This window comes from Deltaproteobacteria bacterium HGW-Deltaproteobacteria-2, from assembly GCA_002840505.1.
Taxonomy (GTDB): Bacteria; Desulfobacterota; Syntrophia; order Syntrophales; family Smithellaceae; genus Smithella.
The window spans coordinates 238,753-255,571 of sequence record PHBC01000001.1 but is presented as its reverse complement, the minus strand read 5'-3'; the positions used below and the strand labels follow the sequence as shown (position 1 = coordinate 255,571).

The 16,819-nt window shown below is 42.4% G+C and carries 16 protein-coding genes; 11 read left to right on the top strand and 5 right to left on the bottom strand.

From position 1 onward, the window contains the following. Window positions 1-6 precede the first annotated feature (6 nt). The 9 genes from murD to CVU62_01150 all read left to right on the top strand — a co-directional run bounded on the left by murD (window position 7) and on the right by CVU62_01150 (window position 11,026). Window positions 7-1,350 (top strand): UDP-N-acetylmuramoyl-L-alanine--D-glutamate ligase, encoded by a 1,344-nt coding sequence (gene murD / locus CVU62_01190; protein ID PKN38845.1) that lies wholly within the window; start codon window positions 7-9, stop codon window positions 1,348-1,350. Continuing rightward, window positions 1,351-2,457, top strand: a complete 1,107-nt coding sequence (gene ftsW, locus CVU62_01185; protein PKN38844.1) for a putative lipid II flippase FtsW — start codon at window positions 1,351-1,353, stop codon at window positions 2,455-2,457. It abuts the gene before it with no gap. Between the two features lie 76 nt (window positions 2,458-2,533). Next, window positions 2,534-3,619 carry an undecaprenyldiphospho-muramoylpentapeptide beta-N-acetylglucosaminyltransferase gene (gene murG / locus CVU62_01180; GenBank protein PKN39434.1) on the top strand — a complete coding sequence of 362 codons (1,086 nt, stop codon included), beginning with the start codon at window positions 2,534-2,536 and terminating at the stop codon, window positions 3,617-3,619. 74 nt (window positions 3,620-3,693) lie between these two features. Further along, on the top strand, window positions 3,694-5,079 hold the full coding sequence (locus tag CVU62_01175) for a UDP-N-acetylmuramate--L-alanine ligase (GenBank protein PKN39433.1): 1,386 nt from the start codon (window positions 3,694-3,696) through the stop codon (window positions 5,077-5,079). Next, a complete protein-coding gene (locus CVU62_01170; protein ID PKN38843.1) occupies window positions 5,079-6,002 on the top strand; it encodes a UDP-N-acetylenolpyruvoylglucosamine reductase in 924 nt (307 codons plus the stop codon). The genes CVU62_01175 and CVU62_01170 overlap by 1 nt, the downstream gene beginning before the upstream one ends. Window position 6,003: 1 nt before the next feature. Continuing rightward, the gene (locus tag CVU62_01165; protein PKN38842.1) at window positions 6,004-6,840 is read left to right on the top strand and encodes a hypothetical protein; all 837 of its coding nucleotides are present in this window, start codon (window positions 6,004-6,006) and stop codon (window positions 6,838-6,840) included. A 54-nt stretch (window positions 6,841-6,894) separates the two neighbouring features. Further along, window positions 6,895-8,121 carry a cell division protein FtsA gene (gene ftsA, locus CVU62_01160; GenBank protein PKN38841.1) on the top strand — a complete coding sequence of 409 codons (1,227 nt, stop codon included), beginning with the start codon at window positions 6,895-6,897 and terminating at the stop codon, window positions 8,119-8,121. Between the two features lie 15 nt (window positions 8,122-8,136). After that, on the top strand, window positions 8,137-9,291 hold the full coding sequence (locus CVU62_01155) for a cell division protein FtsZ (GenBank protein ID PKN38840.1): 1,155 nt from the start codon (window positions 8,137-8,139) through the stop codon (window positions 9,289-9,291). A 25-nt stretch (window positions 9,292-9,316) separates the two neighbouring features. After that, window positions 9,317-11,026, top strand: coding sequence for a radical SAM protein (locus tag CVU62_01150; protein PKN38839.1), 1,710 nt, complete (start codon window positions 9,317-9,319; stop codon window positions 11,024-11,026). Window positions 11,027-11,398: 372 nt separating this feature from the next. On the opposite strand, the gene CVU62_01145 is transcribed toward CVU62_01150, so the two are convergent. The 5 genes from CVU62_01145 to CVU62_01125 all read right to left on the bottom strand — a co-directional run bounded on the left by CVU62_01145 (window position 11,399) and on the right by CVU62_01125 (window position 15,386). Beyond that, window positions 11,399-11,728 (bottom strand): hypothetical protein, encoded by a 330-nt coding sequence (locus tag CVU62_01145; protein ID PKN38838.1) that lies wholly within the window; start codon window positions 11,726-11,728, stop codon window positions 11,399-11,401. 110 nt (window positions 11,729-11,838) lie between these two features. Further along, the gene (locus CVU62_01140; GenBank protein ID PKN38837.1) at window positions 11,839-12,435 is read right to left on the bottom strand and encodes a hypothetical protein; all 597 of its coding nucleotides are present in this window, start codon (window positions 12,433-12,435) and stop codon (window positions 11,839-11,841) included. 172 nt (window positions 12,436-12,607) lie between these two features. Then, window positions 12,608-13,228: a hypothetical protein gene (locus CVU62_01135; GenBank protein PKN38836.1), complete on the bottom strand. Its 621-nt coding sequence runs from the start codon at window positions 13,226-13,228 to the stop codon at window positions 12,608-12,610. A 188-nt stretch (window positions 13,229-13,416) separates the two neighbouring features. Then, window positions 13,417-14,520 carry a hypothetical protein gene (locus CVU62_01130; protein ID PKN38835.1) on the bottom strand — a complete coding sequence of 368 codons (1,104 nt, stop codon included), beginning with the start codon at window positions 14,518-14,520 and terminating at the stop codon, window positions 13,417-13,419. Window positions 14,521-14,699: 179 nt separating this feature from the next. Beyond that, on the bottom strand, window positions 14,700-15,386 hold the full coding sequence (locus tag CVU62_01125) for a High molecular weight rubredoxin (GenBank protein ID PKN38834.1): 687 nt from the start codon (window positions 15,384-15,386) through the stop codon (window positions 14,700-14,702). Between the two features lie 187 nt (window positions 15,387-15,573). On the opposite strand from CVU62_01125, the gene CVU62_01120 reads away from it, so the two are divergent. Next, the gene (locus CVU62_01120) at window positions 15,574-16,164 is read left to right on the top strand and encodes a bifunctional 3-hydroxydecanoyl-ACP dehydratase/trans-2-decenoyl-ACP isomerase (GenBank protein ID PKN38833.1); all 591 of its coding nucleotides are present in this window, start codon (window positions 15,574-15,576) and stop codon (window positions 16,162-16,164) included. A 128-nt stretch (window positions 16,165-16,292) separates the two neighbouring features. Then, window positions 16,293-16,817, top strand: a complete 525-nt coding sequence (locus CVU62_01115) for a hypothetical protein (protein ID PKN38832.1) — start codon at window positions 16,293-16,295, stop codon at window positions 16,815-16,817. The last annotated feature ends 2 nt before the right edge of the window (window positions 16,818-16,819 follow it).

Below are 16,819 nucleotides of genomic sequence, written 5' to 3'. Positions count from 1 at the left end.
GGAAGCATGAATCTTACCGGTAAAAAAATAGTTGTGATTGGCATGGGCAAAACGGGAATTGCCGCTGCAAGATTTTTTGGAAAACAAGGCGCGAAAGTAATAGTAACTGATGAGCAGCCGATTGATAAATGGGGGGCTGAATTTGAACAGATAGCTAAAGAAAAATGGCTGGAAATCGGCAACTATAATGTCCGTATTTTAATGGGTGCATGCATAGTTGTTCCTTCTCCCGGCGTTCCTCCCCATAATGATTTGTTAGTTGAAGCATTGAAAAAAAACATACCGGTTATCAGTGAAATTGAAATGGCTTATCGATTCTTGAAAGTTCCGGTAATTGCCGTAACCGGAACTAACGGTAAAACGACAACGACAACCCTGTTGGGTGAAATTTTGCAATACTCGGGAAAGAAAACTTTTGTCGGCGGAAACATTGGCAATCCTTTGATTGAATATGTGGAAGGCTCACAGAAAGATGATTTTATCGTTGCTGAAATCAGCAGTTTTCAACTCCAGTGGATAGAAAAATTCAGACCGTTTATTGCTGTTCTTCTGAATATAACCTGTGATCATATCAATTACCATGGTTCTTTCGCTGAGTACCGACGCATCAAGACCAGAGTATTTGCTAATCAGACAAAAACGGATTTTGCGATTCTTAATGCCGCGGATCCGGAGCAGGAAGAAATAGACAGGATCATTAATGCGCAAGTTATAAAGTTCAGTTCTAAAAGAGTGCTGCCAAAGGGAATATTTATTAAGAAAAATAACATTGTTTTTAGGATGCCCGGCGAGGATGAAGAGCAATATCCCCTAAACATTATAAACCTTCCCGGATTGCATAATGTGGAAAACGTGATGGCAGCGATAATGGCGGCGCGCTTCTGTGGTTGCAGTCAGGAAAATATCATTGCGGCTGTTTCTGCATTTCACGGATTACCTCACCGCATCGAATTTGCGGGGGAAAAGAATTCAATTAAATTTTACGATGATTCCAAGGGGACAAATGTTGGTTCCGTTGAGCGGGCGCTGGAGACATTTGATAAACCCGTGATTTTACTTTTGGGTGGTCGCGATAAAGATGGTGATTTTGAAACTTTGCGGCCATTGCTTAAAACAAAAACAAAAAAAGTGATTTTGTTTGGTGAAGCGCGTGAACGGATCGCTTCGTTAATCGGCAAAGATACGCCACTCGTGAAAAAAAATAAATTAAAGGAAGCGGTGGAAAGCGCTTATCAAGACGCTCAATCCGACGATGTGATTTTACTGTCGCCGGGTTGTGCCAGCTTTGATGAATTTGCCAATTATAAAGAACGGGGTAATTTCTTTAAGGAGGTCGTGAAGAATCTTTAAATGGATGCTGTGGTTAGAAATGAAGATAAATTACCGGACATTATTTTGCTTTTAGTTACTTTAATTTTGGTAACTGTAGGCACGGCAATGATTTATTCATCCAGTTCCATTATTGCGTTGGAAAAGTTTAAGGACGGTCAATATTTCTTAAAAAAACAAATTTTCTTTGTGTTTGTGGGCATTACTTCCATGATTATTATGACCAGGGTTCCTTATACGCAATTAAGAAAATGGGCTTATCCGGGAATGTTATTATCTTTTGTCTTACTGTCACTGTTACTGGTACCGCATTTGGGGATGAGGCGTGGAGGGGCAACGCGTTGGTTAAATTTATTCGGCTTTTCCTTTCAGGTGACCGAGATGGTTAAGATTACAATAGTAGTTTTCCTGGCACACTTGCTTACCAGAAAGGCGCATCAACTTAAGGATTTCGGCAAAGGAGTTCTGGTTCCTTTAATAGCTACTTCAATTGCTATTTTGTTGATTTTACTGGAACCGGATTTCGGCACGGCCGTAATTATTGCCACTATTTTACTTTTAATGCTTTTTATAGCCGGCGCTCAGATAAAGCATCTGTCATTTTTAGTAGCGGCTTTTATTCCGGTCGGGGTAGCATTGATTTTTTTTAAGGGATATAGATTGACGCGGTTGACTGCTTTTTTAGATCCATGGAAAGATGCTGACAATACAGGTTTCCAGATTATTCAATCTCTGCTTTCTTTTGGTTCCGGTGGAACTTTTGGTGTGGGAATAGGAGACGGTATGCAAAAATTATTTTATTTGCCCGAGCCGCATACGGATTTTATCCTTTCCATTATCGCTGAGGAAAGCGGTTTTATAGGAGTGACGATTGTTATAGTCATGTTTGCCGTTTTTGCTTTTCGCGGCTTTATGATTGCGTTGAAGGCGCCTGATCTTTTCGGGACGTTGTTGGCCGCGGGACTAACCATGGTGATTGTGATGGAAGCATTCATAAATATTGCCGGTGTGATGGGACTTATACCACTGAAGGGTTTAGTTCTGCCTTTTTTGAGTTATGGCGGTACTGCATTTATCATGACTATGACGGCGGTGGGTATTTTATTGAATATTTCTACCCAGACTTGATGAAAGAAATATTAAGGGACACTGAGCTGTTTGCTCAAAAAAAAGTTAAAAGGGTTTGGTTTTGTCTAAAGCAACAATGCGCATTGTAATTGCGGGAGGAGGAACAGGCGGACACTTGTTTCCGGGAATTGCCATAGCTGAAGAATTTTTGGCAAGAGATAATAAAACAGCGATTATTTTTATTGGAACCCAAAAAGGCATTGAAAGCAAACTGCTTGGTCAGCTTGGTTATGAACTCAGAGAAATTGATGTTGAAGGTGTTAAAGGACAAGGGGGCAAAGCATTGATAAGAGGTGCTTATCAGATTCCCAAGAGCATGTGGCAATCGAGGCGCATTTTGAAACAGTTTTGCCCTGACATTGTAGTGGGAGTGGGCGGTTATGCTTCAGGACCGGCAGTGCTTGCCGCTCACTTTATGAGCATCCCCACAGTAATTGCGGAACAAAATGCTATTCCGGGCATTACTAATAAAATACTGGGCAATTTTGCAGATAAAATATTCGTAACATATACGCAAACGCGGACATTTTTCCCGCAAACAAAAGTTATTGTCAGCGGAAATCCAGTCCGGGCGGCACTGGTTGCCAAAAGCGGTGAGAGAAAAGAAAAAAAAGATTATCGGCAGTTGCTGATTTTTGGTGGATCGCAGGGCGCTGAGGCGATCAATAAAAGCATTATGGATATGCTGCCGCAGTTACAGGGCATGAAAGATAAGGTGCGTATTCTTCATCAAACCGGCGCTCGGCAATTGGAGGAAGTGAAAAAAGCTTATGAACAATTCGGCATTCGGGCGCAAGTGACGTCTTTTATTGTTGATATGGCCGGAGCTTATGCGGATGCAGATTTAATCATTTGTCGTGCCGGAGCCACATCACTTGCGGAAATTACAGCGGCGGGCAAAGCAGCGATTTTAATCCCGTATCCCTGGGCGGCCAACGATCATCAGTTGAAAAACGCGCAGGCTATGGCTTCCGAAGGCGCTGCTATCCTGATCCCGGAGAAGGAGCTTAGCGGTGGCAAGTTATTTGGTGTAATTGAAGATCAGTTACGGGATGAGCAAAAGTTGCATCAGATGGAAGAAAATTCATTAAAACTAGGCAAAGTTGATGCGGCAAAAACAATAGTTGATAACTGTATTAAATTAATGACCGGGAAAAATTAACTTTACGAAGTTCAGTTCATAAAGAAAGAGAGAAAATGGCGGTACAAATGAGATTAGATAAAAGAAACAGCTCAATGCAGCGCAAAGTAAAATGCATTCATTTTGTGGGAATCGGGGGCATCGGTATGAGCGGGATTGCCGAAGTTCTGGTTAATCTCGGTTATCACATCGGCGGCTCCGACGTTCAAAATTCGGAAACAACGGCGCGATTGCAGAAACTTGGTGCGCAGGTGGTCATCGGACATGCTGCGGAAAATATCGGCAATGCCGATGTAGTTGTAACTTCCACGGCGGTAAAAGCAAATAATCCGGAAGTTATAGAAGCTCACCGGAAAAATATTCCGGTAATTCCGCGGGCGGAAATGCTGGCGGAACTTCTCAAAATGAAATTTTCTGTCGCCGTCTCCGGTAGCCATGGCAAAACTACGACCACATCGATGATATCCACGATTCTGGCCCGCGGTGGATTGGATCCGACGATGGTCATCGGGGGAAAACTTGCCAGTATCGGCAGCAATGCCCGATTAGGCGATGGAGAGATTATTGTGGCGGAGGCGGATGAAAGTGATGGATCATTTTTAAAATTGTCGCCTACAATTGCCGTAATTACAAATATTGACCGCGAACATTTGGATTTTTATGCGGGCATTACTGAAATCAAAGAGGCATTTCTCAAATTTGCCAATATCGTTCCCTTTTACGGTTGTACGGTTATTTGCAGCGATAATATTAACGCGCGGGAAATTATTCCATTAATTAAACGCAGGATGATAACTTATGGTATTGAATCGCCGGCAGACTATAGTGCCAGAGAAATAAAGTTTTTCAAAAGAAAAACAACCTATAATCTCGCTTATAAAGGAACGAATTCAGGCAAGATCGAATTAACTGTTCCGGGTATGTTTAATGTCTATAATTCTTTAGCGGCAATAGCAGTGGCACGCGAGCTGAATCTTGATTTTGCAACAATCAAGAAAGGTTTGCAGAGCTTTTCGGGAGTTCAGCGCCGCCTAGAAATTAAAGGAAGAGTGGGCGATATCACAGTGGTTGATGATTATGGCCATCATCCGACGGAAATTAAAGAGACACTGGCTGCCATGCGGCAAGTATGGAAAGACAGACTCATTGTAGTTTTTCAGCCACACAGGTTTACCCGGACAAAGGCGCTCTTTGATGAATTTACCAAAGCTTTCAGGGATGTCGACATATTGATTATCAATGACATATACCCGGCCAGCGAAGAACCTATTGCCGGAATAAATTCCGCCGCGCTTTGCGAAGCGATAAGACAAACCGGGCAAACACATGTGAAATATATTGCGCAGGCGGAAAGCACTGTAAAATACTTATTAAAGACAGTAAAATCACAAGATACTGTTCTGACTCTGGGGGCAGGCAGTATTTATAAAATTGGCGAAAATTTCTTAAAACAACTGAAGGCAGGGAAAATAAAAAAGTAATGGCCGGCAAAAATGAAATTAAAAAAGCGTTGAGCGATGTAGTAGCCGGAAAAATATTGTATGATGAGCCAATGTCGAGTCATACATCGCTTGCTGTTGGCGGGAAAGCCGACGCTCTTGTGTTTATAAAGAATGAAGATCAACTGCTTGAGGTTGTAAAGAAACTTAAAGAAAAAAAAATTAATTTTTTGCCGGTGGGTAACCTGACCAATATTATTGTTCGGGATGGCGGATACCGGGGAGCAATATTGCTGATGACCGGAATGAAAAAAATAAGTTACGAATATACGCCGGAAAGCGGTTATCTTGTTACTGCTCAGGCAGGTGCGGCATTGGCAAAGGTTGTCAACATGTCCGTGTCGGACGAACTAACAGGACTTGAGTTTTGCGCCGGTATCCCGGGTACGGTGGGTGGTGCCGTATGGATGAATGCCGGAGCTTACGGGAAAGAAATGAAAGATGTTATAAAGGCAATATCTTTGATGGATGCTGAAGGCGAAATCAAGACAATGAACAGCGAAGAAATATCTTTCAGTTACCGCAAGACATTGTTACCTCCCGACACAGTAATATTGGCTGCTCAATTTAAACTTAAAAAAGGTGAACGCGAGAAAATTAAGAAAAAAATAAATGAAATTCTGCAATGGCGACAGAAAAAACATCCTTTGGAATTTCCTAATGCCGGTTCCATTTTTAAGAATTTGCCCATGCAAATAGCCGGTAAACTTATTGAAGACATGGGTATGAAAGGAATGAGTATCGGAGGCGCGCAAATATCACCCAAACACGCCAATTTTATTGTTAACAGGGGTAGTGCCACGGCTTCTGATGTTTTAGAACTGATTGCGCTGATTCAATCCAGAGCCGAAAAAGAGAAGGGTGTGAAGTTGGAAACAGAAGTTGTGATTGTTGGAGAGGATTAATTTGAAGAAATTGGGCCTGAAAGCGAAAAAAAACCGTGTGCGTCGGCGGCTGGCCGGAATGTCGGGGGATTTTTTTGCAGCGGCCGGGTTACTGCTTGCCGTCGCGGTTCTGACCACTTTCTTTATTTATGCTTACAATCTGCTTATAAGCAGGTCGTATTTTGAAATAAAAGAAATTTCCGTGCGCGGGTTAAAGGAACTAACGGAAAAAGATGTCCTGGAGTTAGCGGATATAAAGCCTGCGCAAAATCTATTAGCAATAAATACTGATGCTGTCATCCACAGAGTTTCTGCGAATCAGTGGGTAAAAAATGTTTATATTGGCAGGGAACTGCCCGACAAGCTTGTTCTGGAAGTGCAGGAAAGAAATCCGTTGGCTCTAGTCAAGCAGGCCAGTGATTTCTATCTGATGGATGGTGAAGGTTTTGTATTTAAAAAACTGGGTAAAGGCGACGAAGTAGATCTTCCGATATTTACGGGAATCACACAGAAGGACAGAACTAAATCCCCGCTTTTTTTAAGCACGCTTAAATTATTGAAGACTATATCCGGTTCCGGCAAGTACACTTATTTGGGTACAATTTCCGAGATTCATATTGATGAGGTATTCGGATTGTCTTTAATTTCCGATGCCGGCCTTTATTTAAAGCTGGGGAAAGGTGATTTCGAAAGAAAACTGGGACAATTAACTCTGATTATGGCTGACATGGAAAAAAGAGGAATGAAAAACGGCTATTTATGCATTGATTTGTCTGATGAGTCAAAAGTTACAGTACAACGCAAAAATGCTCCCGGCCGTATAGAACAAATCATTAAAGGCCAGCAGTATTTGATATAAAACGAAAAGTTTGCAGGTAGGCTGGTAAAATTAAAAAATGAGGTGAAAGTGCTGATGGGAAAGAGAAGCAATGTCATAGTCGGGCTTGACATCGGAACGACAAAAACCACGGCTGTCGTCGGGGAGGTTACCGAAACCGGTATTAATATCATTGGCGTCGGGACATCTCTGGCCAAAGAAATAAGAAAAGGAACAGTTGTCAATATTGACAGCATGGTGGAATCAATAAAAACGGCGGTGGAGGAAGCTGAACATATGTCCGGATGCCGCATCAATTCTGTTTATGTCGGAATTTCCGGAAGCCATGTTAAAGGACAAAATTCGTTGAGTATCGTCTCCATAAAAGGCAGAGAAGTGAGTGAAAGCGATGTACAAAGAGCGATCGAAGCTGCCAAAGCCATTGCCATTCCCGTAGGCAGGGAAATCATGCACATTCTTCCCCAGAGTTATGTAATTGACGGCCAGGAGGGAATTAAAGACCCTATCGGGATGTCCGGTGTCCGGCTGGAAGCTAAAGTGCACATTGTTACAGGAGCCACTTCCGCTATTCAGGACATTGTAAAATCCGTAAACCGTGTGGGTTTGGATATTGATGATGTCGTTTTGGAACAATTGGCCGCCGGTGAGGCAGTGTTAAGTTCTGATGAGAAAGATTTAGGTGTCGTTCTGCTTGATATTGGCGGAGCCAATACTTCAGTTACAATTTTTTCTGAAGGCAGCATCAAACATACGGCGATATTACCGGTTGGCGGCAACTATCTTACGTCGGATATTTCAACAGGGTTGCGGACACCATTGGGCGATGCGGAAAAAATTAAACTTAAATACGGATGTGCTTTGACTTCCATGATTCCCAAGGATGAAACAATCAACGTGCCCAGTCTGGGCGGCAGGGAAGACCGCGAAGTGTCGCGTCAGATATTGGGGCGCATAATCGAGCCGAGAATGGAAGAAATTTTAAATCTTGCTTACAAGGAAGTTGTCCGTTTCGGTTTCGAAGATTTACTGGCAGCCGGAGTTGTTTTGACCGGCGGAACGTCGCTTTTGTACGGTATCACTGAACTTGCTGAACAAATTTTTGATATGCCGGCTCGCAAAGGTATTCCCATTGGTATTGGAGGCCTTTCCGATATTGTGAATTCACCGGCGCATGCTATAGGTGTCGGTTTAATTATATATGGGAATAGTCAATTAGATGGTGATTCCATATACAGAAATACGACGAATGTTTTTGGTAAAATGATAAGAACGGCAAAAAAAATGTTTTCAGAATTTTTTTGAAAGGAAGGAGAGAACATGTTTGAATTAACGGAGATATGTAGTGAGAATTTGGCGAAAATAAAGGTGATTGGCGTAGGCGGTGGCGGCGGGAACGCTGTCAATACAATGATCGCGTCGTCTCTGGGAGGCGTCGATTTCATTAACGCCAATACGGATTCACAGGCGCTCGGCGTATCCAATGCGCCAATTAAAATTCAAATTGGTACACAAATAACAAAAGGTCTGGGGGCCGGTTCCAATCCTGAAATCGGCAAACAATCGGCTTTGGAATCCCGCGATGAAATCCGGCCGTTCCTGGAAGGTGCGGACATGATCTTCATTACTGCGGGAATGGGCGGAGGAACGGGAACAGGCGCGGCTCCCGTGATCGCGGAAATTGCCCGCGAATGCAGCATTCTGACAATTGCTGTGGTTACCAAGCCTTTTCAGTTTGAAGGTAAAAAACGTAATATTCAGGCTGAAGAAGGGATCGCACAATTGCGGGATATTGTAGATACGCTCATAGTTGTTCCTAACCAACGCCTTTTGAGTTTGGGTGGCCGCAATTTGTCGCTTTTGGAAGCTTTCAAAAAAGCAGACGATATCCTTTATCAGGCGGTTAAAGGTATATCGGATCTGATTCTGGTTCCGGGACTGATTAATCTTGATTTTGCCGATGTGAAGAGCGTCATGAGCAATATGGGTATAGCCATTATGGGTACCGGCATGGCCAGCGGCGAAAACCGGGCGGTAGAAGCGGCGCAGAGAGCGATTTCATCTCCTCTTCTGGAAGACAACACTATCCAGGGAGCGCGTGGAATTCTGCTCAACATCACCGGCGGACCGGATATGAGTCTTTATGAAGTTAATGAAGCCTCATCGTTGATTCAAGAGGAAGCGGATGAAGAAGCTAATATTATTTTCGGAACGGTAATTGATCAGAATATGCAGGATGAAATTCGTATCACGGTCATTGCCACGGGTTTTGATAATATATCAAAGAAAAAGGAATCACTGGGAAATGTTACGCATCTGGGCGGTTACCGACGCGATGATTTAGCGACGCCTGCTTTCATACGCCGGGGGAAAACACAAAACAATTTGAATTTTACGAATATGAACATTAACGATGAAACCGACAATATGAGCGATATACAGATTCCGACGTTTTTACGCCGTCAGGCCGACTAAGCAGACTGTAGGCCATGATAAAATAATGGATTGGAAACTGAAAAAAATACATGCTGCTGTTCTGGAGAAAGAGACTGGATATGTAAAAAAAGTTTGGGGGACATACAATACGGTTTGTCTGGCTTATCCCAATTATTACCGGACGGGCATGGCAAACCTGGGCTTCCAAACTGTTTATAAAATATTTAATGAGCAATCCTCCTTCCTATGTGAGAGAGTATTTCTGCCCGCTCCCGGAAACAATGCCAAATTCATTTCCGGGGCGGCAGAAATATTTAGTTTTGAAAGCCAGAAGTCAATAGCCGAATTTGATATTCTGGCTTTTTCTTTATCCTTTGAAAACGATTACCCCAATATTTTAAAAATGCTGGATCTTGCCGGCATTCCCTTGTTGGCGAGAGACCGTTCGAGTGATTACCCGTTAATTATAGGCGGCGGTATTGCTCTTACTCTTAATCCCGAGCCGCTGGCCGATTTTTTTGATTTATTTATTCTGGGCGAAGCCGAAGAAACATTGCCGCAATTCTGCCGTTATTTTGAAGAAGCGCGCCGTCTTGGCGGGGATCGTCGTAATTTACTCGTGGATTTACAGAAAAAAGTAAATAATATTTACGTTCCGTTTCTTTACGAAGTAAAGTATTCTGCGGAAAACAAAATTCAGTTAATAAAGCCATGTGAAACGGGTTTGCCGGAAAGAATAAAAATACATCACGTAAAAGATATCGATTCTTTCCGTACCGAAGAAATTATCAGCGCGCCTCAAACCGAAATGGAAGATATGTTTCTGACGGAAGTTAATCGGGGCTGCGCCCGAAGCTGCCGCTTTTGCGCGGCAAGTTTTGTTTATCGTCCGGTTCGTTTCCGCAGCAGTGCGGAAATCATCGCGTCCATTGACCGTGGTTTGGAAAGAAAAAAGAAGATCGGTCTGGTGGGTGCGGCTGTTTCCGATCATCCCGATCTCAACCACATCTGTGAATACATCATCAAGCAGAAAGCGCAGGTCGGCATGGGTTCCCTGCGTATTGATCAGATAGATGAAAGGATAGTTGATTTTATGAAAACCGGCGGCATCGAAACGGTCGCGCTGGCGCCGGAGGCGGGCAGCCAGAGAATGCGGGACATTATCCGCAAGGGCATAACCGAAAACGATATAATGAATGCCGTGGAAATACTGGTTAAAAAAGAAATTCTTAAATTAAGGCTTTATTTCATGGTCGGCCTTCCCGGGGAGGAAGAGGGTGATATAGATGCCATTATCGAACTTATTAAAAAAATTCAGCATCATATTCATAGTAAATTCGAAGGAAAGAAAAAGTTCCGGCACATTACGCTGAGCATAAATCAATTTATTCCTAAACCGGCAACCCCTTTTCAGTGGTGCTCTCTGGAGGATGTCGGTTTGGTGGGCAGAAAAATAAAAAAGATTGAAAACGCTTTGAAGCGCGAAAAGTCAATTAAGGTCATTCACGATGTTCCGAAATGGAATTATATTCAGGCGCTGCTATCTCTGGGTGACCGAAGGGTGGGCGAAATATTGCTCACCGCAAATCGCCTGGAGGAGAACTGGGCGCAGGCGTTGAAGGAAGTTAATATCAATCCGGACTTTTACGTTTATCGCCAAAAGCAATTTGATGAAGTTCTGCCATGGGATATCATTGATCGGGGCGTTGCTAAAGAGGCGCTGGTGAGTGAATACCGCAAAGCCATGGAATACCAATCCGCTTTCTTCGGCTAACTTTGTTGGCAGCGTCGTCGGTTTTCTCAACGTATGTAAAATACGCCTCGTCACCTCCTCCTTGCCGCCTCGTTATCCTGTGAAATCGAAATGGTATTAATCAATCTCAAATAAAGCGATAATTTTGTTGGCACAGCCTGCCCCGGCGCAGGCCGGGGTCGTAGGCGTCCTCAGCGTATTTGTTAGCTACGTAATTGTGGCGTACCTAACCGGTAAGGAAATGATCCATTTTTTTCACTGTGCTCCCTTTAGGTCGCACTCCCGGAGCATATACGCCTCCGGTGCCTACTCCTCGCCGCCTCGATATCATCTTTGATTTGAAAGTCAACGAAAAGATCACTCGGAGCGTAGCGATCGGCTGTATTGATTTTATCAAATGGTACTCGTAACACTCTTATTAAGTTTTGAGAAACGCCAATAAATGATAACAACAGACAATAAATGATAAAGAATCAATTTAAGTATATCATTATCAATAGGTGGTGTTATTGATAAAATAAAACTAAATATGAATAGACCTATTAAATATTTTACTCCACCAGGCAAATATAATTGACCTGTGACTGTGAATAGACATAAAATAATTCCAAACCACAATTTATTAGGATAATATTTTTGCATTAAGAGTGGGAATACTGTTACAAAAAGTAGTGTAATAATAACTAAGATTAAACCTGAGATATTCAAAATATTACATATCATTTTATCTTATCCTCCCTAAGAATGAAGAAAGTTATATCTAACGAAAAGATCAGCCGGAGCGTAGCGATCGGCTGTATTGATTTTGTTATGCCTCCCTTATTTATGAGCCACTATTTCTTAGACGGAGAGGCGGCCGCTGGTTTGTACCATGCTGGATAAGAACCTGTTTGCTTAATCCACCCTTCGCGTGGCATCCAATCGCAGTACAACACCCTAAGCCATAGACGATCATTTTTGGGGTCCCACCAGCACTTATTATAATTCTCACTATTTTTCTGAACAACGCGTGTCACCGTGTTTATTATACCTGCATCACCTTTTTCGGGTGGACTACCAGAACTAACCTCTACAATATCTCCCAGAGACACATTTAGAGATTGCGGAACATAAAACAAGAGGGAACCAGCTACTTCAGAACTGTATTTTTCTGTGATGCCACCACAACAGAAGATGCGTGCCCAAACTACACTGCCATCTTTTATTTCAGAATCTTTGATGCCTGAAGCGATTAAGGCTTCATATGTTGGTTTGTTTTGATCGGTGAGAATGTCTGAACGCTTTACGACATACATTACTTGGCCAAGCCTTAGAGAACCTGCTGGAATAAAATCAGTGTGAATTCGCAAAGTGGACACACCACAGCCTACAAATAATAAAATGATGCATAAAAATATTGTTCGTATAATTATTATTTTGATATTGGTCATTGGCGTTTCCTTTATATTAGATTTATGCCTAACGAAAAAATCAACCGGAGCTGCCTAGCGGGCTGCGATCGGCTTTAGCGGCTTGTTAAACGCTTTATTATGCGATCAGTTACGAATGCATATATAACATATATTTAAATACTCGATATCATTGCGCAACAAGCGCAATTTATCAATTCTGTTTAGCGAGAAAGACACCAGATCGAACATCATTGCTGAAGTCAAATGCAAAATTCATTATCATATTATCAATAACTTCATCTGAAACAGTAATTGGAAAATAAAAAGGCGTAAGGACCAAGAGACCTATTTGAATCCAACTATCCATATGATCTTGATAAGTGTATGTTTTGAGAACACGACCGTCTTGTTTAACGTCAACGGTAATGATATAAATATCTCTTGCAAAGGCTGGTACTAAACCAAATGTAAAACCACAGATGAAGCCGTTAAGAAACGCGACTGGTATTGGTGGTATGCCGTTGTTACGGAAAAGAAAGGAATAATGATACTCGCTCTGTCCAGATCCTGATCTTAAGTCAGAAAAGATTGGACTTGGTGCGAGTATCTTTTGTATCTTACCATCGATACGAGCAGCTGACATCTTACTGTCTGCGCCGTAAATACCAAGTGCTTTAACATCATATGTTGCAATTATCTTCTTTGCCGGAACCGGTAATTGATTATTAGTGTATGTGGGTAGTTGTTTACCTGGAAAACTTGCACAACCTGTTGCGAAAAATGCTGTCGCCAGAAATAACATGATAATTCGATTGAGTCTTTTTTTACCCATTTGCAATTTCCTCCCTGCATGATGTTGAAATAATGTTTAACAATTAATATACTTAATTAGTTTTTTCAGATTTTTTTTGAATAGTAATATATTTAAGGCAGGATGCAAAGAAAAAAATCATTATAAAAAGGCCTCATAACCTTGCGGTGGTTATGAGGCCTTAAGTGTTTTCAGAATCTATTAAATAATTATTTTGTCTTCACCATTTCGATGACAGCCTCAATCCTACGGTTCTTCTGCTTACCTTCCTTGGTGTCGTTGCTGGCAATAGGCTTATTCGGTCCATAACCGACAGCGGTGATACGGGACGCATCAATTCCAAAAGTGTCGATCAGGTATTTTCTGACGCTATCAGCACGGGCCTGAGACAACCGCATGTTTCTTTCCGGTTCATTGTGGATGTCAACATTATCGGTATGGCCTTCGATTACAGCTGTAGCTTCGGGATTCGCTTTCATGAAATCGGCTACCTTTTTGATGTCGTTATCATATTTTTTCTTAATATCGGATTTGGCAGTATCGAATTTCACATTGAGCGGCATGGAGACCTTCTCCGGCATCGGTTTCTCAACCTTGGGAGCAGCGACTTCCACCGGGGCAGCCGGTTCTTCAACTTTGGGGGTGACTACTTCCACCGGAGCAGCGGGTGCTTCTGTCGCGGGAGCAATTACTTCCACCGGAGCGGCGGGTTCTTCAACCTTAGGAGGAGGAACATAGCCTTTTTCCCACCATTGCTTAGTGGCACCAGTGGCAGTAGCAGCAGCGGCGGCAACAGGTGCTTCAGTAGTGGTTTCATTAACGGCTGCCGTCTCTCCACCTGATGTGCGCACCGGAAGCGTTCGATTTCTTCTGGTGTTGGACGAGGGTTCCTCGTAAGTCAGGCCATACAGGAAACTGGTGACGAATGTGTTGGGACCAGTCGTTTCGGATGACCAGACGAAGCTTCCGCTGAGGTTTATCAGCTTAGTTAGATGATAGCCATTGTTTCCGAAAATTGAATCGTCGTACAATCCTTTTAGCTCACTCTTGGTTGGCATCCGCCAATCCGTGAACCCGCCACCTCTGTAGTTTTCACAATAAGATTTGGCATCCGTCCAATTTATATTACTTCCATTGTCCTTAGCTGCCCACATCAAATTCGTTTTCGTATCCAATATCGTCCCGTTATCATAGGCAATAAAACGGCTGTCTTTTCCAATATCTACTGCGTTGGAATACTTTGCCGTAATGAAAATTACTGATAAAATAGCAACTACCATTAGAGCTACCATTGTTCCTAATGACTTTTTCATTAGTTGTTACCTCCTATGTTATTTGTTTGTTGACTGGCTTTCCGGCAGTGCCACTGTATATAATCATTAATTTTTATAATCTTGCATAATTTTAAGAATTCGTCAATTAACGAGTTTAGGAAGTTTATCAGTACAGGAAATAGCTTCTCAATGCAAAATTCAACGCAACATTTTCAGTATTATTCTTTTTCAAATTTTGATTTATCCGCGCCGCAGACAGGGCATGTCCATGAATCCGGTAAATCTTCAAATTTTGTTCCGGGAGCAATTCCGTTATCAGGATCACCTTTAGCTGGATCATAAACATAACCGCAGACGCTGCAGACATAACTGGAAGAAGGCTGCACAGCGGCCGCCGGTTCGTCCTTCACGTAGGTCGGGGCGGTTTTCGGTGATTTCCCTCCTTTGACCTTTTGGTAATAAGCGTAAGTCATTGGTTCGGCATCGCTTACCACGTCGCAATCAACGATATTACCGACAAATATTGTATGCGTGCCGCAATCCATTTCTTTCTCCACTTCCACTTCAATATAGGAAACTGTATTTTCCATAACGATAGGAACTTTTGTCGTTCCTGTTTTTGTTTTTACGTTTTGCAATTTATTAACATCGCGCCCGCTTTTGAAGCCGAAAAGACCAATGAAAGTCATTGGCGCAGCTTCGGACAAAATTGAAACGGCAAATTTGCGGCTGAGTTTTATCAGTTCGTGAGTATAGTTTTCTTTGTTTATGCTTATGGCCACTGTTGCCGGATTGGATGTGACCTGAAACATGGAATTGGCAATCTGGCCGTTAAACTTACCTTCCTGGCCGGAGGTGACGATATATAAACCGTAACTGATTTTATGAAGGGCGGCTCTGTTCATTATTATTCTCCTCATCTTAAATTATACAGTTGCGCAACTTTATAACGCAAATTCATTTTCAACGCCATTAAAAAACGAAACGCGCACATTTTTTCTTTTGACAAAAGAACCCTTTTCTTATATTTGACTATAGTTAGCGGAAATCATTGTATTATCGTACTTTTAATACGGGAAGAGAAAAATAATTATGAAATATCAGGAATTTTTAAAGCGCGATCATTTTGACTTCGAAGAACTTCTTGCTTTTTCTTATGGCCGGCTGATAACGGATCCTCCGGAACATTTTGACGCGAAGCTTCCGGCTCCTCCCTTTCTTATGGTTGATCGCATATTATTGATAGAAAGCGACGGTAAGCAGGGAAAAATAATAGCCGAACAGGACATCCGTTTGGATGCATGGTATTTTCAGTGCCATTTTTCAGGCGATCCGGTACAGCCCGGATGCCTGGGAGTGGACGCTATCTGGCAATTACTTGGTTTCTTTTGCGTTTGGAAGGGTTCGCTGGGTACGGGTAGAGCGCTGGGGTGTGGCGAGGTAGCTTTCAACGGTCAAATTCGCCCTTTTAACAAATGTGTTCGTTTTGAAGTTGATGTGCGGCGTTATTCTCTTTTGAAGGAATCGGGTGCGAGCATAGTAATCGGCGACGGGCGTATTTACATAGATAATGAGTTGATTGCGACTGTTGGACAAGCGCGTACGGGAGTATTTAAGAATATAGCTTATAAAGATTATCCGCTTCGTTCAAAACATTCTGTCGGCGGGATCATGGAAAGGTAATTAGCTTATAAAGCTGTCCACCAGACGCTTCCTGAATTACCATTTTAAAATATTGACGTATATTTTTTACAAGAAATATTGCAGTTTTTGAAAAATCCCATGATTGGAGGCTGTTCAAAAATGTTCAAATGCAAGGCGGGCAAAAAGCTGAACCGCGAGGCGTATATTTGCATACGTTGAGCGGTGCTGTTTGCAGCGCAACGCAGCAGTTGAGCGTTTTTCAACAGCCCACGGGGAATATTTTGAGAATAATAAAAAAAGCGGCGCTTCATTTTGCCCGTAAAGAATTTTTCAGGAACGCTATAAATGAACGTGCTGATTTAACTGTTTTAAGACAGAAGCATACTCTACCCGAAAAAATCGGGATTATTTTAATTGTTTTTAGTTTTATTATGGTCATACCGTCATTCTTTATAGTAGGGTTAATTGCCGCTGATTTGAAAAAGCCAATGGTTGGTATTATCGGAATCCCCGTGGCTTATGGCATTTCCTGGCTGATTACGATGTTGGGTATGTATCTTACCGGACCCCGATATGTAAAAGCGCTGGGACGTTGGATTGCCAAGGTAGTGCTGGGAAAAATTCTTGGTGATGAAATTAATACTGTAAGATCAAGCCCAATAAAAGATTCGGAAAATGATATAAATAAATGAAG